Genomic DNA, 22,875 nt, shown 5'->3' with positions numbered 1-22,875 from the left:
GGGCGGGGTAGAGGCAGCGGTAGCAGGGGCCCTGGCCGGGGACGAAGGACGTCACCTGTCCCTCGAAGCGGAAGATGGAGCCGTGGACGTTGGGCTTGCCGAGCATGACGCACGCGTCATTGAGTAGGTACCTCGTGGGGAAGTTGTCCCCGCCATCCAGCACCAGGTCGAAGCCCTCCAGAATCGTCAACACGTTGTGCGAGGTGAGGCGCTCCTCGAAGCCCACCACCTTCACGTCCGGATTGAGCGCCTCGATGGCGGCTCGGGCGCTGGCCACCTTGGGCTGGCCCTGGCGCTCGCGGGTGTGGATGACCTGCCGCTGGAGGTTGCTCAGGTCGACCACATCCGAGTCGACGATGCCCAGCGTTCCGACGCCCGCGGCCGCGAGGTACAGCGCCGCCGGCGAGCCCAGCCCGCCGGCCCCCAGCAGCAGGACGCGGGCTTGAAGCAGCTTTGCCTGGCCGGCCTCACCTACCTCAGGGAGGCTCAGGTGGCGGCGGTAGCGCTCCTTCTGCTCGGCGGTGAGGACGAAGGGCTTCTCCACCGGCAGGGCGGCGTCACTCCACCGGTTGTAGCCGCCGGCCAGGGAGGCCACCCGCTCGTACCCCAGCTCCTTCAGCGTCTTGGCGGCCAGGGCGGAGCGGGTGCCCCCGGCGCAGTAGACGACCAGCTCCTCGTCACGCTGGACCTGGCTTTCGATGCGTAACTCCAGGTAACCCCTGGGAATATGGAGGGCGCCGGGCAGCCGGCCACCGGCGTATTCGTCCGCCTCCCGGACGTCCAGCAGCCGCACGGAGGCCCGTTCGTCCAGCAGCCGCTTCACGTCGTCCACGGAGACCTCTCGAATCTCCTGTTTCACTCCGGCCAGCAGCGTCTGGAAGGTCCGAGCCATGTCGGATGCATATAACCCAGGGGCTGGGCCCATGGATTTTCCGGGCCCGGGCGTTATAAGTCCTCCAGAGGAGACATGGACATGGACAGCACCCCCACGACTTCCGCCGCCCCCGCCGCCTCGCCGGCTTCCCAGGCCACTCCGGTGGCCGTGCGCCTGACGGACGCAGCCATCCAGCAGGTGAAGAGCGTCATCAATGCCCAAGGCTTCGAGGGCTACTTCTTTTCCATCCGCGTGGTGCCCGCTGGCTGCAGCGGCCTGGGCTATGACTTGAACCTCGTCAAGGAGTCCAAGGCCGGTGACATCGTCTGGGAGCAGGACGGCGTGAAGATCGCCTCCGACCCGATGAGCAGCCAGTACCTCGGGGGCACGGAGATTGACTACGTCTCCGCCATTACCGGTGCGGGCTTCAAGTTCAACAACCCGAACGCGAAGTCCTCCTGCGGCTGCGGCACGTCGTTCACGACCTGAGCCGCACCGCCGCGGTATCGCCCGTGACGCGGGCGGGAAGGCCGGGTCGAGGCGGATGCCTCGCCCGGCCTTCGTGCGTCAGGCACCCGCGATGGGCGTCATCACCTTCAACCAGGACTGGTTCTCCTTCTGCCGGGCCAGACGCAGCGTCCGGCGTGTCTGGGCCTCCTGGAAGGCCATGCGGTCCGCATCCGTCTCCATCAGCAGGGGAGGCACCGGCACGCGCTGGCCGTCCTTGTCGATGGCCACGAAGGTCAGCAGCGCGCTGGTGGTGAGGTGACGCTCGCCGGTGAGCGGGTTCTCCGCGTGCACGGTGACGCCCACCTCCATGGAGGTGCGGAAGGCGGCCAGCACCCGGCCGTGCAGCAGCGCGACCCAGCCCACCTTGATGGGGGCGTGGAAGTGCAAATCATCCATGGAGGCCGTCACCACGACCTGCCGGCAGTGGCGCTGCGCGGCCACGGCCCCGCAGATGTCAATCCACTGCATCACCTTGCCGCCGAAGGCAGCATCCAGGTTGTTGGCGTCCGGAGGCAGGATGAGCTGGGTCATCACCACCTCCGTGTCCTTCGGATTCTTCGCGCTCAGGTCGGTCATCTCGCACCTTGGGTTGTCGGACGGAGCCTGCGGCCGGGCCGCGCCGGTTCATCCGGTGGATATCCCAAGCTCTAACGCGATGGGCCAGACAATGTCCGCGCAGGTGACAGGCGCGGGCGCGGCGCTCAGGCCAGGAAGGTGGAGACGCGGTCGAGGAACTCCTCGCGTCCCCGGCCTCGCCGGATGTCCTGCTTCGACACGTCCATGGTGAGGCAGTCCACGCCGTACTTCTCCTGCAGCACGAGGGGGAAGCTGGCGTAGTAGCCGTTGAGGCCCCGAAGGAACTGGTGGCGGATGCCCTTCTCCTCCTCGCGTCCCCGGGTGCGGATGCGCTGGAGGAGCACCTCCACGCTGCCGACCTCGAAGCAGATGACCTTGTCGGGCCGGATGATGTGGCGCGATAGCCGCTGGAAGTACTCGTAGTACAGGTCCAGCTCCGCGTTCGTCAGGTGCCCCAGGCCGTGGAGGTACTTGGCGAAGATTTCCGGGTCCTCGTACAGGGTGCGGTCCTGCACGCAGCTGCGGCGGTATGAATGGATGAGCTCGTGGTGTTCGACGCGCCGGATGAGGAACTCGAGCTGGAGCGTGAAGGACCACCGCGTCATGTCCGCGTAGTAGTCACGCAGGAAGCGGTTGTCGATGACGGGCTCGTCGAACAGTTCGTAGCCGAAGGCCTGGCTGATCATCTTCGCCGCCGTCGTCTTGCCCGCGCCGATGTTGCCCGCCAGCGCCACGAAGCGCCGCGCCTTGGGCACCTTGACGCGCATCGTGTTGCGGGAACGCGGGGTGGCCGCGGGGGCCTCTTCCTGGGCGGGGGCGGCCTGGACGGGCTTCGAGCGCGTGCGAGCGGTGGTGCGAGGCATGAATCCGGGGCTTATCCCGGCTTCGAGGGGGCGTCCATGATCTGCCTCAGGACGTCCGGCCGGTCGGTCATGATGCCGCCGACGCCTTCCGCCAGGAGCTGTTGCATCTCCTCCGGGTCATCCACCGTCCAGACGTTGACCCACTTGCCCCGGGCCGCGCACTGCTGGAGGAAGTCCGTGTCCACCAGCCGGACCTCACCGAAGTAGAGCGGCATGTCGAGCACGGTGTAGCGCGGGTCCTCCGGCGGTGTGTCCCCGCCACGCAGGGCGATGACGAAGGCCGCGAGTGCATCGCGGGGATAGAAGTGGCAGGCGGAAGGGAGACGCTCCGCCAGCCGCTCGGCCACGGTGTCCAGTTCGCTGCCCATGCACACCCGCTCCAGGGCGCCTTCCTCCTGAATCACCTGGGCGAAGGTGTCCTCGATGCCGGGGACATCCGGCTTGAGCTCCACGTTGAGGCGCAGGTTGGGGAAGGCGCGCAGCAGTTCGCGGAAGCTGGGGATGCGCACGCCCTGGCCCCGGAACGGGAAGGTGCGGCCTTCATCGGGCGTGAAGTGGAAGCCCGCGTCCAGCCGCTGGAGTTCGGCCAGCGTGAGCGCAGCCAGAGGGCCCGTGCCGTCCGTGCAGCGCTCCAGCGTGGCGTCATGGGCAACGACGAGCTCCCCGTCCCGGGTGAGGTGGAGGTCGAGCTCCAGCATGTCCGTGCGATAGCGCTCCACGGCCTGCCGGAATGCCGCCAGCGTGTTCTCCGGCGCCACGGCCGCGCCTCCACGGTGGGCGATGTGCAGCGTGGGCCGCAGGCCGCGGAGGAAGGGGAGGGGAGAGGATGCCATGCCTCCAGTGTAGCGACTGGCGGCGTGGGGCTGGCTAGCGGTTGAAGCGGTAGACGAAGATTCGTGCAGGGGCGCCGCCAGGGCTGGCGTCCCATGCCACCCAGGGGGTGCCGTCCGTATCCAACTGGAGCGACACCGTGGCGGCGCCGTTGGACCCCGGAATCGCACTGGGCGCAGGGCCAAGCGGCAGCCAGGCGTCGCCGGTCCACGCCCTGACGTGCACGCGTCTGGCGGTGGTGTTCCCATCGCCGGACGGGAATCCGGCTGCATGGACCCTCAGCCCGCGATGATCGCTGACGTAAGCGCCACGCGCTGGCTCGCGAACACGCACGGTGCGTCACGGCAGTCTGGATTTCACGACAGACAAGCGGTCGCAGGAATCGTTCACTCGGCGCAACAGGAAGGGTCGCGATTTCACCAGACTGACACCTCCGACAAGGAGGCTTCCTTGCCGCCCCCCTCGAGGCACCGGTATAAGGCGCCAACCCCTGGCCGACAGGCGTCGGTGTTCACGAACCGCGGCGCCGTAACGAATGGAGATTCTCGAAATGCAACTGCGCAAGACGCTAGGCGCGGCGGCGCTGGTGACCGCGGCGACGATGGCATCCATGGCTGGCTGTTCTGGCCGTGACGACGATACGGATCCGCTGCCGGACGCTGGCTGCCTCGGCACCTGTAGCCCGGACTCTGGGACCGGCGACGCGGGCACGGGGGACGCGGGTACGGGTGACGCGGGCACGGGTGACGCGGGCATTCAGACGGTGACCATCCGCGAGGCGCGCCTTCTGGGCGACCGTCCTCAGATCATCCTGGAGGGCGTCGTCGTCACGACGGTGGTCTACGTCTCTTCGAAGGACACGGGCGTTTCGGCGGACTTCTGGGTGGCTGATCCGAACAACGCTCAGGACGGCATCTTCGTCCAGAAGTACCGGACGGATCCGCCGACCACGTACGTGCCTGCGAAGGGCGACATCGTGACCATCCAGGGCTACGTCCAGAACAACAGCCGCTTCCGGGACCGCGAGGGCTACCGCAAGGTCCTGAAGAATAACTTCGACTTCCGCGGCGCAAGCGAAGCCACCCCGATGGTCATCACCAAGACGGGCACGATGACACCGCCCAACGACATCGCGGTCAGCATCGACAACGGCTTCGGTAACGCGGATGGTGGCGACGGCCGGCCCAACCTGGAGCACCTGGGCGCTCGTGTCCACATCCAGGGGCCGCTGACTCTGACTGACGCCAATCCCATGGCCATGAAGCGGCTCGCCACTCCCGATGGTGGCGAAGACGACATGCACTTCGGCTTCGAGGTCTCCGGCGGCGTGCTCGTGAACAACCTCACCACCTTCGGTACGACGACCGATGGTGGCACGCCGCGCTGCGACTACCGCGTCATGGTGAACGACGGTGGCTCCGTGACCTTCCCGGATGGCATCCGCGGCGTGTGGGACACCTTCACCCACGCGCCCTGCATGGACGGTGGCACCAGCACGTTCAGCTGCTTCAATGACGCGGGCGTGATCCCCGGCACGACGAACACGTGGACGACGGTGCTCTACCCCGAGGGGTGTGACGACCTGCAGGGTGTGGTCACCGAGCCCGAGACGCTTCGTCCGGCCGCCCCCGGCGCCCAGACGGAGTAAGGGCCCGCGACGAGGGTGTGTCCCTCGTCGGTTGATTCGGCCGCCCCTCGCCCATCCGGGGAGGGGCGGCTTCTTTTTGGGCCCGGAAGGCGGGGTGGGTGTCCGGAACCCACCGAAGCGGGTCCCTGGCTCCCAGGAGCCGGTGATTGTGGGTAAGCTCCGGAAAAGTCCAGTCCATTCACCTTCTGACAGACGGCCTTTCTTCGTGAGCTCGCCCCAGACGGCCATTCCGTTCGGTAACTACCTGCTGATCAAGCGGCTCGCCGTGGGAGGCATGGCGGAGCTGTTCCTGTCCCAGCGGCCGCCGGACCCCGAGCTGGTGGTGCTCAAGCGCATCCTCCCGTACCTCTCGGAGGAGCCCGAGTTCGTCCAGATGTTCCTGGACGAGGCGCGCATCGCCGCGCAGCTCCACCACCCCAACATCGTGCAGGTGCACGAGCTGGGGAAGGAGGGCGACAACATCTTCATCGCGATGGAGTACGTGGAGGGCGTGGACCTGCGGCGCGTCATGGCCGAGGAGTCCAAGTTTGGCGCCACGGTGCCCTATGGCGTGGCCGCGCGCATCTGCGCGCAGGTGGCCGCCGGCCTGGATTACGCGCACCACAGCCGCGGCGTGGATGGGCGCCCGCTGGAGTTGATCCACCGCGACGTCAGCCCGCAGAACGTGATGATCGGCTACGACGGACGCGTCAAGCTGGTCGACTTCGGCATCGCCAAGGCGGGCGCGTTCATGGAACGCAGCAAGCCGGGCGTCATCAAGGGCAAGTTCCTCTATCTGGCGCCGGAGCAGGTGTCGCAGGAGCGGCTGGACCACCGCGCGGACATCTTCGCGCTGGGCACCATGCTGTACGAAATCACCACCGGCCGGCAGCCCTTCGCCAAGCCGACGACGGAGGGCATCCTCTACGCCATCCGCTATGAGGACCCAGCGCCGCCGCACCTCATTCGCGACGATTACCCGCCAGCGCTCTCGCGCATCGTCATGCGCTGCCTCACCAAGGACCGCGCCCTGCGCTACCAGCGCGCGTCGGAGGTGCACGACGCGCTGGAGGCCTTCCTCGCCTCCGGCACCCTTCGGCAGAGTCTGGACGTGTCGGAGTACATCGGCCGGCTGCTGGGCGAGGAGGAGGAGCGCACCATCCTCCACATCCCCGAGGCCAAGGGCCTCGGCCGGCGTGAAGCCACCGTGCCACTGCAAGGCGCGCGGCTCTCCCAGGACGCCGAGCCGCCGCGGCGCCCGTCCGCGCTGGAGTCCACCGCCCCCACGCTGTCCTCTACCACGCCCGAGTCCGACCTGGCCTCGGTGCCCAGCGCGCAGCTCACGCCCGGCCTCACCGCCCGGCCTACGCCTCGCCGCGCATCCCGGGACTCGGTGCCGGTGTCCTTCTCCGGCGACGAGCCCGAGCCCGCCACGCTGATGGCGCGCCCGCGCGACCTGCCTGCCCTCCAGGCGGATGACGACGATGAGGATTCGGAGATGTCCACCGCCGTCGCCACCACGCCCGTGGGTTACCGGGCCGCCGCGCTGGTGGTGGAGGACCTGGACATGGGCGACGGTGAGTCCACCGTGCCGCAGCGGAGTCGACCCAAGGACATTCCATCCCGTCCTGCCGCGACACCTCCGGCTCCGGTTCGCCGCTCCGCGCCGCACATGGCGCCTCCTCCGGCGCGTGTGGCGGAGCCGTCCCGCACGCGTCGCCCCGGCCCGTCGTCTCCCTCCCACGTGGCGGCCTCGCGCCGGCCCCCTCCGCCGGAGGAGGACGCAGCTCCTTCCGTGTCCATCACGCCGGTGCCTCCGCGTCGCGCATTCTCGCTGGACCTGGAGCTCTCCCAGTCCGTCTCCCTGACTCCCGCCACGGTGAATCAGCGGCCGCCACCACCGCGGAGCCCGCCGCCGTCCCGAGGCGCCCGGCACAAGGACGAGGACGACGAAGACTTCCTCCATACCGACCTGAGCCGGTCCTCGCTGGAGTACACGGACCCTCGGCCCACGCTCCGGGATGATCCGGACGATGACGAGTCCACCATGGGCTATGGCGGGGACTCGGGCGAGTTCACCGCCGACACGCGGGCCATGCCGCCCAAGCGCAAGCGTCCGGTGGCGCTGGTGGTGGCGTGCGTCGTGGGGCTGCTCGCCCTGGGCATTGGCCTGACGTGGTGGTTCTTGGTCGGCGCGCACGGAGCATCGGCGAGGCCGCCTCAGGACTTGTCGGTCGGCGCACTGGAGCCGCAGGGAACGGCGTCACCCGTCGTCCGGCCCGCCACGGGACAGGCGCTGCCTGCCGCCAGACTCACGAACACGCCCCCCGTGGCGCAAGACGACGGACGCCCGGAAGCGGCGGCGCCGGCTGAACCGGCGAAGCCTCCGGAGCCGGGAGCACCAACGTCCCCTGAGGCCAACGCGGACGCACCGCCCGCGGCCACCGCCGAAGTCTCTCGGGTGAGCGTCCGTTTCGATGCTCCCGCCCGTACGGTGCTGCGGCGCGAGGGGGGCGAGCGCCTCCCCATCAACACCCTCGTCTCACTGCCCGCGGGCCCCATCCGGGTGAGCTACCAGTGCCCGGGACGTCGGAAGCCGAAGGGTACAAAACCCTACCTCATAGAGCCGGCGAGCGAGGGGCCGCTCGTCCTGCAGATTCCATGCAAGAAGCGACGCTAGTGACATCGGGCGTTTGAAGGGTATGCGGCATCCTGCCCCAGCGGCGGACAAGTGGGCCCTGGTGGGCTTGAGTGGCCTTAAGTCGTTGGAATTCCAGGGTTTTCGCCTCCCCGAGCGCGTTTACACATGTCAGACGGGTCCGTAGAATCCGGAACCCTTATGGCGCGCCCGAAGAGTCAGAAAAACGTAATCAGGAAGCGGAGTTACACGGCCGGCCGGGTGGCCCGGCAGGTTCCCCTCGTCCCCGAGCCCAACAGGCTCTTGAAGGTCTGGCGTCGCGTGCTCGAACGCCGGCTGCGTACGCGCCTTCGCGCGAAGGTGGCGTTGGAGATTCACGACAACACGCACACCATGCTGACGTTCCAACGCCAGCGGGCCATGTGGCGGCTTCGGCTGCACCACATGTTCCTGGTCGCTCCGGACGACGTGGTGCAGGCGCTCGCCAGCTTCGTGCGCAAGGGTGACCCGGACGCCAGCGTGCTGCTGGACAAGTTCATCGAGCGCAACCGCGTCTACATCCGGCGCTTGTCTCCGGCGCAGATGCGCAAGCGCATCCGGCTGGAGCCCGTGGGGCAGCACCACGATTTGGAGCGCATCTACGTCCGGCTGAACGAGCGCTACTTCGAGGGTCGCATCGACGCGGCCATCACCTACGGCCCGGCGCCGCGGGTGAAGGGGCCTCGCAAGAGCATCAAGATGGGCTCCTACTCCGCGGATTCGAAGGTCATCCGCATCCACCCGGCGTTGGACCAGCCGGTGGTGCCCCGCTACTTCGTGGAGTGGATTGTCTTCCACGAGATGCTCCACCACGTGTACCGGACGCGGAAGGGCGACGACGGGCGGCGCTGCATCCACCCGCCCGAGCTGATGGAGCACGAGAAGCAGTTCCACGACTACGCCCGCGCCCTCGCGTGGGAGCGGGAGAACCTGGACCTGCTCCTGCGTGCCCGCGTGACGCCGGCCTGAGTGGCCGTGCGTGGGTCCCCTGTGCTCAGGGGATGATGAGCCCGCCGGGGCTGCGCCGCTCCAGCGTGGGGGCAGGCGCGGCCTCCGCGGGGCCGGTGTCCGCGCCGGGCCGTGCACCGGCCCGCGCCCCGGCGGCGGCCACCAGGGCCAGCACCTTCTCGAAGAGCCGCTCGGCGAAGCGGGAGAAGGGCTCCTGGGCCCCATGGAAGAGCCGGCGGGCCTCGGCCCGGGCGATGTCCGCCTCGCGTGAGCGGCTGCTCCGCTCGAAGTAGTCCGCCATCCGCCACAGCCGCAGCGCGTAGCGCTGGCGCACTTCGGGGGTGAAGAAGTCCCGGGCCACGCCGAGCACCGCCGCCTGGAGCTGCTCCTGGCGCTGCACGTCGCTCAGCGACAGCGGGCTGTGCATCACTTCGTCCATCTTCTGCACCAGGACCTGCATGTCGGGCTCCGGAGGCAGCCACGAAGCCAGCTCCACGGTGTCGTGGAGGACGTCGGCTTCCTGTGCGCGGCGGATGTCCTCGGGCTCGGGCGGAGGCAGCTCCGTGGGCGACTGCTGCGGCTGGACACCAAAGTGGCGCAGCACCACGTCCAGTCCTTTGGGGAAGGGCGTGCGGGTGCGCAGGTTGGTGCCGGCGGCCTCGGCCAGCAGGGCCGCGGCTTCCTCGCGCGGCAGCTCCACGATGCCGCCGTGGGCCAGCCCGTCCTTCACCAGCTTCCGCCAGGTGGCGCGATTCCTGTCGCCCAACTGGAGCGCCACCACGCCGCGCTCGTCGGACAGCTGCATCTGCACCACCTCCACGCCCGCGCCGCGCAGCACCCGTGCCAGCACGAGCGCTCGCTCGCCGCCACCGGTGACGGCGCTGGCGAGCGCGTTGAGGGCCTCGGGGGCGGCGGGGGGCGGCTCGGCCGGGGCGGCACGCGCGGGCCCGGCCACGGCGACGCCCCGCGAGCGAAGCTGGTACAGCGCCTTCTTCGCGGCCTTGACCAGGGGCTTCACCGACGAGGACGACAGGGCCTCCGGCAGGACGGTGTGCCCGTCCGACACGGCGGCCTCGAGCACGGCCAGGGCCAGGGGCTCCGGAAGGGCCTCCACGCGGGTGAGGGCGGCCTGAGACACGTCGCGCGCCATGGCGCGGGCGGACTCCACCGCTTCGGCGGGAAAGGCGGGCAGCGGCGCGCCGGAGCGCAGGGCGTCCAGCAGGGAGCGAGGGTCCGAAGAGGAGGAACTCATACCGGACCTTCTACTGCACGGCGCCCGTCCCGGGGCATGCCCCGCGCGGGCATGGCGCCCACCAGGTCACAGTGCCGCGAGCGGCGGAGGACTCAGCGCCGGCGCACCAGCGCGCTCTTGCCGGGCTCCGCCACCACGGCCAGCTCGGATTGGAGCCGCGGACCGAACACTCGCGACGGCGACGCACCGCGTACGAGGAAGTGGTCGTACCAGACGCCCTGCCGCTCGTAGTCCATCTGCTGCGGCCGCCACTCGGAGGGGAAGGTGGGGGGCTCCTCTCCGGTGTAGCGCAGCGGGGAGTGCGGCGTGGACGCGAAGGTGAAGTTGGGCACGCCACCGCGCGCCCGGGCCAGCACCGCCGCGCTGTGGATGAAGACGGGCTGTCGCACCACCCGGGAGCCGGGGTCGAACATCAACCCCATGACACGTGGGCGCGGGGCGGTGGCGGCCACCAGCGGCCCCCATTCGGCCTGCGCCTCCCGAGAGAAGGCGCGGTAGCCGCGCGCCATGACGAAAGCCAGCACCACTGCGCAGCCCAGGGCGGCGACGCGCAGGGGCCTTCGCCATGCGGGAATGGCCGCCGGGACGGTGGCCACCAGGAGCGCGGCGGCCAGGTGCGCGTAGCGCGTGTTGAGGTAGTAGACGTAGCCGCGGATGTCGAAGGGCAGCAGAAAGTAGAGCGCCAGGGCCAGCAGGCCCAGCCCCATCAGCCGCGAGCGCGCCACCAGGCCCTGTGTGCCGGAGCGCTCCGGCCTCAGCAGCCCCGCGACCCAGCCCGCCACCGCCACCGCGCCCACGGCATACAGGGCCCACCGGTCCGAGCCATCCCGGAAGGTGTTGGCGAGCACCTGGAAGAACTCGGCGCGGTTCTGCTCGAAGCCCTTCCACGCCAGGTTCTGTGGGGAGAATGTGGGGCCCCACGCCTTCCAGGGCACCCCGGGCTGGATATCCGCGGGCTCGCCGAAGCGAAGCACCACCCAGCCGAGGAACAGCGCGACGCCGGGCACCACCCCCAGCAGCGCGGGCACGCGAGGCCGCAGCCGCGCGGCGAGCCCATGGGCTTGTGCGTCCTCGGGCACGCGCGTGGTGAGCAGCAACAAGGGCAGTCCAAAGGCGAGGAACCCGAAGGCCTGCACATGGAAGAGGAGCACCGCCACCAGACACACCGCCAACCCGATGCCCCATGTCCGGCGGCGAGGCGTGTCCTCCAGCGTCCGCACGAAGAGGCCGCAGCACAGCAGCGTCAGCGGCAGCGCGGCGCAGTAGTTGATGAAGCCCCAGTTGAAGCTGTCGCCGTAGGCGAAGGGCAGTGCCAGCAGTGCGGGCCACGTGGGTCGGCCCAGGCTGCGCAGCAGGAAGCCGAGGCTGAGCGGCAGGCCCACCACGTAGGCGGAGAGGAAGACGCGGTTGGCCATCTCCAGCGGCAGCAGCCAGTTGAGGCCGCTGACCAGGTAGTAGTAGCCCAGGTACGGCGTCAGCGCGTGACGCGCGGCGAACAGCTGCGGGTACAGCGTGGTGGGGTCATCCAGCCGGTGCAGGACGGAGATGAGGTACAGGTGCTGGGGCAGGTCCACCAGGGGCAGGTGGCGCGACACCCACAGGGGGAGCACCCCCAGGACGAGCGCGGCGGCATGGACGAGGCGGGAGTGTCGGGGCGTCACGGACGGCGCGGACTGTACGCGGCGCCTCCCTGCACGGCGAGCCGTCCTTGCAACCCGGCCAGCGCCTGTTTTCCAGGTAGACAAAGGTATGGCTGTCGGCCTTGGCAGTCGGGGAGGGCTGCGGTATAGGCGCCGTTTGAGCAGGGGCGCCTGGAGTGCCCCAAGGAGAGCAACATGACGCGCATCGGAATGTGGGTGGCCGGAGGGCTGATGGCGAGCGGCCTGCTCCTGGCGCCGGGCGCGGCGGAGGCCTGCGAGGCCCACCGGCGTCCGGCCCCGGAAGCGAAGGCCGCGGAGGCCACGCCGAAGGCTGTCGAGCCCTCCACCAGCGGCGTGGAGCGCCCGTTGGATGTGCTGGACTCGCTCATCGCCGCCAAGTGCCAGTGCGGCAGCAAGGCGGACTGCACGTGCAAGAAGGGCTCGTGCGACTGCAGCAAGTGCAAGAAGCCCAAGCGCCAGGTGATGGACGCGCTGCGCGGCCAGCCCGCGAACCTGCAGCTTGACGAGGCGCGCTACGACGCGTCCGCGGGCATCTTCATCTAGGCGTCTGGGCGGAGCCCTTCTCCGCCTTCACTATCAGCAGCGACGGCAGGGACACGCGCTCGAAGCGCACGAAGCCCGCCGCCGCGGCCTCCCGGCGCAATTCGGCCTCCCCTCGTGGATGCAGGCCCACGCCGCGGTGGAGCAGCGCCCGAGGCGCTCCCGGCGAAGCGTAGGTGCTGGCCACCCAGCGGCCTCCGGGACGCAGTACGCGGTGGACCTCCATCATCATCCGGGACAGGTCCGCGACGAAGGGCAGCGCGTCACTCATCAACACCGCGCCCAGCACACCGTCGTGGAAGGGGAGGTAGGGGGCTTCGGCGCGCAGGAAGTCCACGGCGACGCCGGCCTCGCGCACCTGGGCCACGCCCTCTTCCAGCATGGCGCGGGACAGGTCGAGCGCGGCCACGGGCGGCGCGTCGGGCTCATGTGCCAGCCGCCGCGCGAGCAGCCCCGTGCCGCAGCCCACGTCCAACACGGTGCCTTCGGGTTTGCCCAGGAGGCTGCGGTAGAGGACGAATTCGCTGTCGCCATCCAGCGGCTGGCGGGTGAGGGCGCGCTGGAGCACGGGGCGCATGTAGCGCTCATAGGAGCGCGCCACCCAGCGCTGCTCCAGGCCACGCTGCAGCGGGCCGGACGCGGCGGGGTCCACCACCAGGTCGGCGACGCCCTCGGCCACTGGGTGGCTGGCGCCGCACGCCTGGCAGCGCAGCGGGCCGAAGAAGAGCACCGGGGCGTCTACCTCCGGCTGGAGGGCGCCACGCCGGCACCGGGGACATCGCAGGAGGGGAACGAGCGCGCGCCGCATGGGGCTGGCAAGGCTACCGTCCCCCGTGCGGCGCGAGAACCCGTTTTCCGCCGGACGCCGTCAGGCCGAGGGCTGCGTGCGTGGCACGCGCTTGTCCTCGGCCACCAGCACCGGCCAGCCGCGAGCCATGGCCTCGCGGAAGAAGGCGGCCAGCTCCCGGCGGCTGTGATTCACCGCGCCCAGGAACGGGTCGATGAGGGACTCCTCACCCAGGCTGCGCGTGGCCGCCAGCTCCACCGGCGTGCCGCAGCGCTCGCAACGGATGGACACCTGGCGCACCAGGGCCACCGGCACCGCGTACCGGGCGCCGCAATCTCCGCACTTCCACACCAGGGCGCGCTCACCCGCCTCGCGGCGCGCCAGGTTCTCCAACTCGTCCGCCAACCGCAGCAGCGCCGGGAGGTCCTGGGGGGGATGCGCGAAGATGGCGGACGGGCCGAAGCCCGTCTCGGGCGCGCCCAGCGACGGGGGACGGTCCCCCTGTAGCAGGGTGCGCAGCCTGTCCTTGGCTCGCATGTCTCGGAATTCAGCGCCGGTGAGCGCGCGCTCCACCGCCTCATGGACCGGAGGCAGCTCCGGCTCGAGGCGCTCATCGTCCGGCAACGCCTGGGGGAAGTTCACCAGTCGGTGCGCGGGGACTGCGAGGAATCGGAAGGCCACGGTGGCTCCATCGCATTGTGTTTCGCGGGGTGCAAGACGCGAGTTGGCAAATGTCCGCTGCTGCCGTTTATCCGCGGACTACTGAGACCAGTCCAGCATGCGTTGCAGCGGCGCGCGAGCACCCTCGCGCAGGTCCTCGGGCATGGTCAGCTCGGGCGTGCGCTCCTTCATGCACCGCCAGAGTTTCTCCAGCGTGTTCAGCCGCATGTACGGGCACTCATTGCACGCGCAGCCGTTGTCCGGCGGCGCGGGAATGAACGTCTTGTTCGGCGCGGCCCGCTTCATCTGGTGGATGATGCCCGCCTCCGTCACCACGATGAACTGCTGCTTCGGGCTACGCACCGCGTAATCCAGAATCGCCTTGGTGGAGCCGATGAAGTCCGCGTGGCGCAGCACCGCCTGCTCACACTCGGGGTGGGCCACCACTTCCGCCTCCGGATACTCCACCTTCAGCTGCACCAGTTTCTTCTCGCTGAAGATTTCGTGGACGATGCAGCTGCCCGGCCACAGCACCATGTCGCGGCCCGTCTGTTTCATCACGTAGCGGCCCAGGTGCTGGTCCGGCGCGAAGAGAATCTGCCGGTCCTTCGGCACCTGGTTCACGATTTTCACCGCGTTGGACGACGTGCAGATGACGTCGCTCATGGCCTTCACCGCGGCGGAGCTGTTGACGTAGCTCACCACGAAGGCGTTCGGATGTTTGTCCTTGAACGCCTTGAAGGCTCCCGGCGGGCACCGGTCCGACAGCGAACAGCCGGCCTTGAGATCCGGCAACAGCACCTGCCGGGACGGATTGAGAATCTTCGCCGTCTCCGCCATGAAGTGGACGCCACAGAAGACGATGACGTCTGCCTTCGTGCTCGCCGCGGCTTGCGCCAGCGCCAGGCTGTCGCCCACGAAATCCGCGAGGTCCTGAACTTCGCTCTCCTGGTAATAGTGCGCCAGGATGACTGCGTTCATGGAACGCTTGAACTCCTGGATTTCCTTCGCGTAGTCGACTTCGGCGCGCATGGCACCTCCCGAGTCCCACCTTTAACCGGGACTTGAAGTGCCGGCCAGGGTGCGGTTTGCCCCACTTTGCTGATGCCCGGGTGGCCCCGAATCAAGCGGGCGGCCCTTTTCCAACATCCGCCCTGTCCTCATGCTGGGGCACTCCCTTCCCCATGAGGTCCGGTAAGATGGCGAGCCGGGCCGGACGCCGCGCATGCGGTTCGGCCATTGCATCTGGGAACTTCGAACCACGGGGGGAATGTGAGGGGTCGCCGTCGGAAGGTCCGGCGGGGCGGTGGAGGCTGGCGGTCACATTCCGACCCGTGAAGTGGTTCATCCGGGGGCAGGCGGCTCTGACCCGGTGGAGGAGGACATATGACCGTGACGACGCGCGCAGTGCTGGTCGTGCATCCGGAGGCGGAGCGTCGTGGACGGCTCCGCGCCTTGCTGGATGGCTACGAAGTGCTCGAGGCCTCCAACCGGCAGGAGGCGGTCGAATTCCTCACGAAAACCGCTCCCGCGCTGGTGTTGACGCATCCGGACATCTTTCCCCGGTTGTTGAAGGATTTGGAGCGCTACACCCCGCGCTCGATCCGCGCGGTGCTCTGCCCCAGGGACAATGCGCAGGCCCACCACAGCCTGGTGGACGTGGCCGCCGCGGGGCACATGTTCTTCACGCTGGAGGATGACCCCAGCCCGGCGCTTCGCCGCGCCGTCCAGGAATTGCTGGAGCTGCGAGAGTCCGAGCGCCGCGAGCCGCACGGCGTCCTGGAGGCCTGCTTCACGGCGGATGGCACGACGTTCCGCGCGCGGCTTCTCGACGTGGCCACGGGAGGACTGGGCCTGCGCCTGGAGTCCAGCGTGCGCATCGAGCGGCTCACGCCGGGCACGGAACTGGAAGGGCTCCAGGTGCTGCGGGGCGACACGCTGGTGCTGCGCGCCGGCCATGCCACGGTGCGCATGGTGCGCCCGCTGCGCGCGCACGAAGGCCAGGGCTTCCACCTGGGCGTGTCGCTGGAGCGCCCCGTGGAGCACGCTCGCTCCTCTGCCGCGCCGCTGCTCAACGACTCGGTGCGCATCCGCGGCCTGCTGCGCCGCGCCGTGCGCGCGGGGGTGGGCTTCGGGCTGCGCACGCACGAAGGCAACCGGTTGGTGGACTTCTCCCGCGCGGAGGTGCTGCCGGAGGAGTCCCGCCTGGTGCTGCGCGAGCAGTCGCAGCCGGGCACGCTCTTCCATCCAGGAGACGTGGTGCGGCTGTGCCTGGACTTCGGCGGCGTGTGTCATGTGGGCACCACGGCGGTGCTGGCCTCGGAGCCGAACCAGGTGGAGGTGGCCCTGCCGCGCACGCTGAGCCTGCACCACCGCCGCAACAGCCTGCGCTTCCGCTCCTCCGCGGAGCGGCCCTTCGCGGTGTCCTTCAATTCGCCGCTGACGGGGGAGGCCATCGTCCGCCCGCTGTTGGACCTGCACACCGGCGGCTTCGCCTTTCCCTTCGACGCGGGCCGGGAGGCCTTCCCGCCGGGGCTGGTGCTGGACGACGTGATGCTGCAGCTGCCGGACGGCACGCGCTCGCGCTGCCGCGCCCAGGTGCAGGACACCGGGCAGCTCACGGTGACGGAGGAGGGCGCCAGCATGAGCCGCCCGCGCCGCTGCGGCCTGCGCATCCTGGAGCTGGCGCCGGAGGCCCGCGCCGCCATCCTGGACGCCTTCATCAAGGCGCGGTGTCCCGATGCGCGTGATGCGTCCGAGCTGCCCTTTTCCGACGTGTGGGACTTGTTCCGCTCCGCGGACGTCCGCTTTCCCGACTACCCCTTCCACGAGACGGTGACGCCCGAGCCGCTGGTGGACGCGCACCAGCGGCTGGGTAGCGGCATCCACGGCCTGTCCAAGGCCATCGTCTATCAGCGTGAGGGCCGGCTCTACGGCCACATCTCCGGGCTGCGCATCTACTCGCGCACCTGGCTGTCGCAGCACCTGGTGGTGCGGCCGGGCTACCACCGGCACGAATCCATCTCCCAGGAACTGGTGGCGCTCGCTGCCGACTACGCGGAGAGCCTGGACGATGTGGAGTACCTGCGCGCGCTGTGGCGCTGCCGCAACCGGTGGACGTCGCGAATCTATGGCGCCATCGCCAGCCGGTTGGAGCGCCCGGGCCTGAGCTGCCTGCATGCCTTCACGCCGTGCCGGCTCCCCGTGGACGCTGCGCTGCCGCCGCCTCGGAGCGATTTGCGCGTGCGCCCCGCGGAGACGTCCGACCTGCGCTGGCTGGAGCAGCACCTGCGGGAGACGCAGGACGTGGTGCGGCTGCGCAGCTCGGACCTGGTGGAGGGCGAGATGACCATGGGGACGCTGGGCGGGCGCTACTCGGACGCGCGGCTGCGGCGCTCGCGCGGCATCGCCCTGGTGGAGGGCAAGGACGGCCCCCAGGGGTTCGTCCTCATGGAGGACGCGTCGCCCGGTCTCTTCTGGGCGGAGTGGTACAACGCCTTCTCGCTCGTCATGGTGGAGCCGGATGCACGGGAAGCGGATGCCGTGCGCCAGGCGCTGGTGACACACGCGGTGGCGGACTCGGCCCGGCGCGGCCGCTCCACCGCGGAGTGCCTGGCCTCGGACGCGGACCTGCCCGCCCTGGAGACACTGGGTTTCCACAACCTGGGCAAGGTGATGGAGTTCACGGCCCACCGCCGGCTCGTGCGTGACTGGAATGCCTACCTGCTCGCCGTCTTCGAGCGGCTGGCGGCCCATGGCCGGGGTGGTAGCCGGGTGGATGACAAGGACATCGCGGCATGACCTACCTGATGGAGTCGGCCCAGGAGGTGCACCGCCTGCAAGCGCAGGCGAGCGCCACCTCCTACGCGGAGCGGCTGAGGCTCACCGGGCTGAAGCCCGGGGACGCCGCACTGGATGTGGGCTGTGGTCCCGGCGTCATCACCTCGGAGATGCTGGACGTGGTGGGGCCGCACGGCCGCGTGGTGGGCATCGAGCCGCAGGCCGAACACCTGGCGGCGGCCCGGGGACTGCTGGCGGGCAGGCCCAATGTGGAGCTGCGTCAGGGCGCGCTGCCGGATACACATCTGCCCGCCGACCACTTCGACTACGTCTGGTGCCAGTACGTCTTCGAGTACCTGGGAGAGCCGGGCCCCGCGCTGGCGGAGCTGGTGCGCGTGGTCCGTCCCGGTGGGCGTGTGGTGGTGGCGGACATCGACGGGGTGGGGCTGTGGAACTGGCCCTTTCCGGAGGACCTCCAGGAGGAGAGCCAGAAGCTGCTCGCCGCCCTGCGCGCGGCGCGCTTCGACCTGCACGCGGGCCGCAAGCTGTTCCACCTGTTCCGCAAGGCCGGGTTGGTGGACGTGCGCGTTCACATCTCCCCGTTCTACGTGGCGGCGGGCGCGGTGGACGCGCGGCTCCGCGAGGACTGGGTCATCCGCTTCCGGACGCTGCGCCCGCTCGCCGAGCCCTTCTTCGGGGGCGCCGGCCCCTATGACGCTTTCTGTGAACGCTTCCTCGCACTCCTGGACGACGCCGACACCCTCAAATATGCGATGGTGTTGACGACCGAAGGAGTGAAGCGTTGACCGTCCCCGCGGAACTGGCCTCCGCACCGTCAGCCCCCGACACACCCGAGCTGAGTGTCCGGATGCTGCGCAGCGTGATGTTGTACTACGAGCGGACCTACGGCCGGGACCGGCTGGTGCGGGTGTGGCAGCGCGAGGAGCTGCCGCTGACGTTGGCGTACGTGGAGACGCTCACCAACTTCGTCTCCGTGGGGTTCACCGAGCGGCTCTTCGACGTGCTCGACAAGGACTCCGGTGATCCGGACTTCATGACGAAGGCGGGGCGCAGCATCGCCAGTCCAGAGGCGGTGGGCTTCCTCTATTACATGATGAAGGCGCTGGCCACGCCGCGCAGCGTCTACGAGCGCGCGCTGGAGCTGGACCACACGTACAACCGCGTGGGCGGCTTCCACATCGACACGCTCACCGACTCGCGGGTAAAGGTGCGCTACGTCAGCCGCATCCGCGAAAGAGATCGCAACTTCTGCCGCGCGCGCCAGGGCAACCTGTCCGCGTTCCCCGCCATCTGGAACCTGCCCCTGGCGGAGGTGAAGGAGCTGCGCTGCCAGGTGGATGGGGCGGACTGCTGCGAGTACGACATCCGCTGGCAGAGCCTGCCGCCCCTGGCGTGGCGCTACATCGTGGGCGGCATGGCGGGCATGGTGGCCGGCCTGCTGTCGGGCACGTTGAACCTGGCGCCTCCCATCTTCGCGGTCAGCTCCCTGGGCATGGTGGGCGTGGCGGCGGGGGCATGGCTGGACACGCGGGCGGCCCTGCTGCGCAAGGACGAGAAGCTGTCGGAGCAGCACCAGGGCCTGCAGACGTCCCTGGAGGACCTGCAGCGGCGCAACGAGGAGATCTTCGCCGCCAACAAGGCGCTCGAGGACCGCGTGGCCGAGCGGACGCAGGAGCTGTCCGAGGCCAATACGAAGTTGGAAGCGTCGCTCACGCGGCAGCAGGAGCTGGACCGGCTCAAGAGCGAGTTCTTCGACAACGTCAGCCACGAGCTGCGCACGCCGCTCACGCTCATCCTGCTGACGCTGGAGGCGCTGGCGAAGCAGGCGGAGTCGTTGCCATCGGAGGTGCCTCCGCTGGTGACGAACATGGAGCGCAGCGCGCAGCGCCTGCTGCGGCTCATCAACAACCTGCTGGACCTGGCGCAGCTGGAGTCGGGCAAGGCGCGGCTGCGCTACCAGCCGCTGGAGCTGTTCGGCTTCCTGAGCACGGTGGTGCCACCGTTCCACACCATGGCGGAGCGGCAGGGCGTGACGCTGCGGCTGGAGGGCGCCACGGTGACGCCCGTCCATGTGGACCACGAGCGCATCGACATCGTCTTCCAGAACCTGCTCGGCAACGCGCTGAAGTTCACCCAGAAGGGTGGGGTGACGGTGCGCGTGCGCGAGGACGACTCGGAGGTGCACGTCGAGGTGGAGGACTCCGGCCAGGGCATCGCCCCGCAGGACATCTCCGTCATCTTCGACCGCTTCTCCCAGGCGGATAACAGCGGCACCCGGCGCTTTGGTGGCTCGGGTATCGGCCTGGCGCTGGTGAAGGAGACGCTGGAGCTGCACGCCGGCGGCATCTCCGTGACGAGCGAGCTGGGGCACGGCTCCGTCTTCTACGTGCGGCTGCCCAAGGGCACCGCGCACATCCGCGAGGATTTGCGCGAGCGCCGTCAGGCCGTCATGCCCGTGCGGCGCGAGCGCCGCATCTCCGGGGCCTTCCCCTCGCTGGAGCCGACGGGGCCGGATGCCCTGGGCGCGGCGCCTCCGCCGGCCAGGGACCACGCGGGGCCGGGGCCCGAGGCGCCCCGCATCATGGTGGTGGAGGATGACCCGGAGATTCGGAGCTTCCTCGCCCGGTTGCTGGCCCAGCACTACCGGGTGCTGGAGGCCATCAACGGCGACGACGGGCGGCAGCGCGCGCTGCGCGAGCGGCCGGACCTCATCCTGTCGGACGTGATGATGCCCGTCATGTCCGGCCTGCAGATGCTGACCGCCCTGCGCAATGACCCGCAGACGGTGGACATCCCCGTCATCCTCCTCACCGCGCGCCAGGAGGTGTCGGCCAAGGTGGAGGGCCTGGGCACTGGGGCCAATGACTACCTGGGCAAGCCGTTCAGCCCGAACGAGCTGCTGGCGCGCATCGAAACCCAGCTGCGCCTGCGCGAGGCGGCCGTGCGCGCCGCGGAGAACGAGCGGCTGGCGGCCATCGGCCTGCTCACGTCTGGCTTCGCGCATGAGGTGCGCAATCCGCTCAACGGGCTGATGAACGCGCTGCTGCCGCTCAAGGACATGCTGACGGGTGGCTCCGCCGACGTGGAGCTGAGCAAGGCCATGCTGGAGGTGGTGGAGGAGTGTGGCCAGCGCATCCGCCACCTGGCCGAATCCCTGCTCTCCTTCACGCGCACCAGCGAGTCCCCGGTGGTGCTGTCCCTGGACTCGTCGCTGGACTCCACCCTGAGCGTGCTGGCGTGGAAGGTGCCGCCGGGCGTCAAGGTGGAGCGCGCGTACCACTGCAGCGAGCCCATCCGGGGCAACCCAGGCGCCCTGAACCAGGTGTGGCTCAACCTCCTGGACAACGCCCTGCGCGCGGTGGGCGACAAGGGCCGCGTGCGCATCTCCACGGCCAACACGGCGGAGGAGGCCATCGTCACCATCGGTGATGACGGGGTGGGCATCCGCCCGGAGGACATGGAGCGCCTCTTCCAGCCCTTCTTCTCCACCCGCGCGGCGGGCGAGGGGACGGGGTTGGGGTTGGCGCTCAGCCGCCGCATCATCATCCAGCACGGCGGGAGCATTGGCCTGAGCAGCGTTCCGGGGGAGGGCACGCAGGTAGAGGTCCGCCTGCCGCTGCGCCCCGTGGCGCCCCGTGTCACGGGAGGTCTGCCCGACCTCGCGCCCGAGCCGCGCGTCGGCCGCCTGGGCTGACGCAGGACGCAAAGGCCCCGCCCGGGCCCACGGCGTCCGGGCGGCAGAGAAGGGGAATTCCCTATCCGCTCAGGTGTCCTCCTGGGCACGGCCCGCGTGTCTGCTACAGTCACGCCACTTTTTCGTCGCACCTCTCCTTTTTCAAGGAAACGACCTGCATGCAAGGCACCGTAGCCGCGGGTGATGCCCGCAAGGGGCACCCGCGAGGGCTCTACCTCCTGTTCTTCACTGAGATGTGGGAGCGCATGTCGTATTACGGCATGCGTGGCCTGCTCGTGCTCTTCCTCACGAGCAAGGTCAACGGAGGATTTGGCTGGTCCACCGCGGACGCACTCAGCCTCTACGGTACCTATACGGGCCTGGTGTACCTGACGCCCATCGCCGGCGGCTTCATCGCGGACCGCTACATGGGGCAGCGCCGGGCGGTGGTGCTCGGTGGCGTGTTGATGATGATAGGCCACCTCATCCTGGCCTTGCCCAGCGTGACGATGTTCTACGCGGGCCTGGGCTTCCTCATCATCGGCAACGGCTTCTTCAAGCCGAACATCTCCACCATGGTGGGCGGGCTGTACGCGCCCGGTGACGGCCGCCGCGACAGCGCCTTCACCATCTTCTACATGGGCATCAACCTGGGCGCGGTGCTCGGCAACTTCATCTGCGGCACGCTGGGTGAGCGCGTGGGCTGGCACTGGGGCTTCGGCGCCGCCGGCGTGGGCATGCTCCTGGGCCTGATCGCCTTCGTGTCGCTGCAGAGCAAGCTGCTGGGCCAGGTGGGTTTGGTGCCGGAGCGGATGGTGGCCGCCGCCGAGGCGAAGCCGGGCACCCCGGAGAAGTCGGGCTTCACCCGCGATGAGTTCGACCGCATCCTCGTCATCTTCATCATGGCGCTGTTCGTCGTCGCCTTCTGGACGGGGTTCGAGCAGGCCGGCGGTTTGATGAACCTCTACACGAACGCGAAGGTGGACCGCGGCATCCTGGGTTGGGAAGTGCCGACGACCTGGTTCCAGAACTTCAACTCCATCTTCATCGTCACGTTGGCGCCGATTTTCGCCGGCCTGTGGAGCTGGCTGGCCGCGCGCGGCAAGGACCCGAGCATCCCGGTGAAGATGAGCATGGGCCTGCTGTTCCTCTCCGCCGGCTTCCTCTTCATGCTGGGCGCCTCCAGCGAGAGCGCCTCGACGGGCAAGGCGGCGGCGTGGTGGGTGGTGATGGCCTACCTGCTGCACACCATGGGTGAGCTGTGCCTGTCGCCCGTGGGCCTGTCCATGGTGACCAAGGTGGCGCCGGCGCGCATCGTCTCCGCGATGATGGGCGTGTGGTTCCTCGCGAACGCGGCGGCCAACAAGCTGGCCGGTGTCTTCGGTGGCTACTCGGAGAAGCTGGGCGAGTTCAGCGTGTTCCTCTACATCTCCGTGGGAACGGGCATCGCCGGCGTGCTGCTGCTCGTCGTGTCGCCCATCCTCAAGCGGATGATGCACGGCACGGACGAGGTGAAGCCCGCCGCGCCCACCTCCGCGCAGCAGGGCGGCTCGGTGGCGGCGGCCTGAGAGGTCGCGGACTCCCCCCTGATTGAA

Annotated in this window: 18 protein-coding genes; 9 read left to right on the top strand and 9 right to left on the bottom strand. The window is 69.4% G+C overall.

Annotated elements, in window-relative coordinates; genetic code table 11:
* A partial coding sequence (locus tag F8M74_RS29455) for a ThiF family adenylyltransferase (RefSeq protein WP_205604102.1) occupies positions 1–892 on the bottom strand: 892 nt, incomplete at its 3' end.
* Between the two features lie 81 nt (positions 893–973).
* On the opposite strand from F8M74_RS29455, the gene F8M74_RS29450 reads away from it, so the two are divergent.
* Positions 974–1,363 carry an iron-sulfur cluster assembly accessory protein gene (locus tag F8M74_RS29450; RefSeq protein ID WP_141256443.1) on the top strand — a complete coding sequence of 130 codons (390 nt, stop codon included), beginning with the start codon at positions 974–976 and terminating at the stop codon, positions 1,361–1,363.
* A gap of 78 nt (positions 1,364–1,441) precedes the next feature.
* On the opposite strand, the gene F8M74_RS29445 is transcribed toward F8M74_RS29450, so the two are convergent.
* From F8M74_RS29445 to F8M74_RS29435, 3 genes are all read right to left on the bottom strand, one after another.
* Positions 1,442–1,960: an acyl-CoA thioesterase gene (locus F8M74_RS29445; RefSeq protein ID WP_011552660.1), complete on the bottom strand. Its 519-nt coding sequence runs from the start codon at positions 1,958–1,960 to the stop codon at positions 1,442–1,444.
* 125 nt (positions 1,961–2,085) lie between these two features.
* Positions 2,086–2,823 carry a deoxynucleoside kinase gene (locus F8M74_RS29440; RefSeq protein ID WP_141256442.1) on the bottom strand — a complete coding sequence of 246 codons (738 nt, stop codon included), beginning with the start codon at positions 2,821–2,823 and terminating at the stop codon, positions 2,086–2,088.
* A gap of 11 nt (positions 2,824–2,834) precedes the next feature.
* Entirely contained in the window at positions 2,835–3,656 is an 822-nt protein-coding gene (locus F8M74_RS29435; protein WP_141256441.1) for a glycerophosphodiester phosphodiesterase, read from the bottom strand.
* Positions 3,657–4,204: 548 nt separating this feature from the next.
* On the opposite strand from F8M74_RS29435, the gene F8M74_RS29425 reads away from it, so the two are divergent.
* The 3 genes from F8M74_RS29425 to F8M74_RS29415 all read left to right on the top strand — a co-directional run bounded on the left by F8M74_RS29425 (position 4,205) and on the right by F8M74_RS29415 (position 8,927).
* On the top strand, positions 4,205–5,302 hold the full coding sequence (locus F8M74_RS29425; RefSeq protein WP_228560876.1) for a hypothetical protein: 1,098 nt from the start codon (positions 4,205–4,207) through the stop codon (positions 5,300–5,302).
* 205 nt (positions 5,303–5,507) lie between these two features.
* The gene (locus tag F8M74_RS29420; RefSeq protein ID WP_141256439.1) at positions 5,508–7,961 is read left to right on the top strand and encodes a serine/threonine-protein kinase; all 2,454 of its coding nucleotides are present in this window, start codon (positions 5,508–5,510) and stop codon (positions 7,959–7,961) included.
* A gap of 219 nt (positions 7,962–8,180) precedes the next feature.
* On the top strand, positions 8,181–8,927 hold the full coding sequence (locus tag F8M74_RS29415; RefSeq protein ID WP_141256438.1) for a hypothetical protein: 747 nt from the start codon (positions 8,181–8,183) through the stop codon (positions 8,925–8,927).
* 25 nt (positions 8,928–8,952) lie between these two features.
* Here F8M74_RS29415 and F8M74_RS29410 read toward each other — a convergent pair whose 3' ends face one another.
* A complete protein-coding gene (locus tag F8M74_RS29410) occupies positions 8,953–10,158 on the bottom strand; it encodes a hypothetical protein (protein WP_141616950.1) in 1,206 nt (401 codons plus the stop codon).
* A 92-nt stretch (positions 10,159–10,250) separates the two neighbouring features.
* Positions 10,251–11,819 carry a hypothetical protein gene (locus F8M74_RS29405; RefSeq protein ID WP_171410435.1) on the bottom strand — a complete coding sequence of 523 codons (1,569 nt, stop codon included), beginning with the start codon at positions 11,817–11,819 and terminating at the stop codon, positions 10,251–10,253.
* Positions 11,820–11,993: 174 nt separating this feature from the next.
* On the opposite strand from F8M74_RS29405, the gene F8M74_RS29400 reads away from it, so the two are divergent.
* Complete coding sequence (locus tag F8M74_RS29400; protein ID WP_141257113.1) at positions 11,994–12,362, top strand: metallothionein; 369 nt, start codon at positions 11,994–11,996, stop codon at positions 12,360–12,362.
* Here the strand turns inward: F8M74_RS29400 and F8M74_RS29395 are convergent.
* From F8M74_RS29395 to nadA, 3 genes are all read right to left on the bottom strand, one after another.
* On the bottom strand, positions 12,355–13,089 hold the full coding sequence (locus tag F8M74_RS29395; protein ID WP_141257115.1) for a class I SAM-dependent methyltransferase: 735 nt from the start codon (positions 13,087–13,089) through the stop codon (positions 12,355–12,357). The genes F8M74_RS29400 and F8M74_RS29395 overlap by 8 nt on opposite strands.
* A 138-nt stretch (positions 13,090–13,227) precedes the next feature.
* Positions 13,228–13,827 carry a hypothetical protein gene (locus F8M74_RS29390; RefSeq protein WP_141257112.1) on the bottom strand — a complete coding sequence of 200 codons (600 nt, stop codon included), beginning with the start codon at positions 13,825–13,827 and terminating at the stop codon, positions 13,228–13,230.
* A gap of 78 nt (positions 13,828–13,905) precedes the next feature.
* Entirely contained in the window at positions 13,906–14,838 is a 933-nt protein-coding gene (gene nadA, locus F8M74_RS29385) for a quinolinate synthase NadA (RefSeq protein ID WP_141257111.1), read from the bottom strand.
* A gap of 354 nt (positions 14,839–15,192) precedes the next feature.
* Here nadA and F8M74_RS29380 point away from each other — a divergent pair, with 354 nt between their 5' ends.
* The 4 genes from F8M74_RS29380 (at position 15,193) to F8M74_RS29365 (ending at position 22,848) form a co-directional block, all read left to right on the top strand.
* The gene (locus tag F8M74_RS29380) at positions 15,193–17,607 is read left to right on the top strand and encodes a hypothetical protein (protein WP_141257110.1); all 2,415 of its coding nucleotides are present in this window, start codon (positions 15,193–15,195) and stop codon (positions 17,605–17,607) included.
* A complete protein-coding gene (locus F8M74_RS29375; protein WP_141257109.1) occupies positions 17,604–18,392 on the top strand; it encodes a methyltransferase domain-containing protein in 789 nt (262 codons plus the stop codon). The genes F8M74_RS29380 and F8M74_RS29375 overlap by 4 nt, the downstream gene beginning before the upstream one ends.
* A complete protein-coding gene (locus F8M74_RS29370; RefSeq protein ID WP_141257108.1) occupies positions 18,389–21,301 on the top strand; it encodes an ATP-binding protein in 2,913 nt (970 codons plus the stop codon). Before F8M74_RS29375 ends, F8M74_RS29370 begins: the two co-directional genes overlap by 4 nt.
* Before the next feature lie 158 nt (positions 21,302–21,459).
* Positions 21,460–22,848 (top strand): peptide MFS transporter, encoded by a 1,389-nt coding sequence (locus tag F8M74_RS29365; RefSeq protein ID WP_141257107.1) that lies wholly within the window; start codon positions 21,460–21,462, stop codon positions 22,846–22,848.
* Positions 22,849–22,875 lie beyond the last annotated feature (27 nt).

The organism is Myxococcus sp. CA023, assembly GCF_010998615.1.
Lineage (GTDB): Bacteria > Myxococcota > Myxococcia > Myxococcales > Myxococcaceae > Myxococcus.
Note: the sequence above shows the minus strand (reverse complement) of the source record. Positions and strands in the feature narration are given on the sequence as shown.

Excerpts from the sequence above, each read along its gene's own strand:
- F8M74_RS29400 (WP_141257113.1), top strand. The coding sequence starts at position 11,994 with ATGACGCGCATCGGAATGTGGGTGGCCGGAGGGCTGATGGCGAGCGGC.
- F8M74_RS29375 (WP_141257109.1), top strand. The coding sequence starts at position 17,604 with ATGACCTACCTGATGGAGTCGGCCCAGGAGGTGCACCGCCTGCAAGCG.
- F8M74_RS29435 (WP_141256441.1), bottom strand. The coding sequence starts at position 3,656 with ATGGCATCCTCTCCCCTCCCCTTCCTCCGCGGCCTGCGGCCCACGCTG.
- F8M74_RS29440 (WP_141256442.1), bottom strand. The coding sequence starts at position 2,823 with ATGCCTCGCACCACCGCTCGCACGCGCTCGAAGCCCGTCCAGGCCGCC.
- F8M74_RS29380 (WP_141257110.1), top strand. The coding sequence starts at position 15,193 with ATGACCGTGACGACGCGCGCAGTGCTGGTCGTGCATCCGGAGGCGGAG.
- F8M74_RS29410 (WP_141616950.1), bottom strand. The coding sequence starts at position 10,158 with ATGAGTTCCTCCTCTTCGGACCCTCGCTCCCTGCTGGACGCCCTGCGC.
- nadA (WP_141257111.1), bottom strand. The coding sequence starts at position 14,838 with ATGCGCGCCGAAGTCGACTACGCGAAGGAAATCCAGGAGTTCAAGCGT.
- F8M74_RS29425 (WP_228560876.1), top strand. The coding sequence starts at position 4,205 with ATGCAACTGCGCAAGACGCTAGGCGCGGCGGCGCTGGTGACCGCGGCG.
- F8M74_RS29445 (WP_011552660.1), bottom strand. The coding sequence starts at position 1,960 with ATGACCGACCTGAGCGCGAAGAATCCGAAGGACACGGAGGTGGTGATG.
- F8M74_RS29450 (WP_141256443.1), top strand. The coding sequence starts at position 974 with ATGGACAGCACCCCCACGACTTCCGCCGCCCCCGCCGCCTCGCCGGCT.
- F8M74_RS29365 (WP_141257107.1), top strand. The coding sequence starts at position 21,460 with ATGCAAGGCACCGTAGCCGCGGGTGATGCCCGCAAGGGGCACCCGCGA.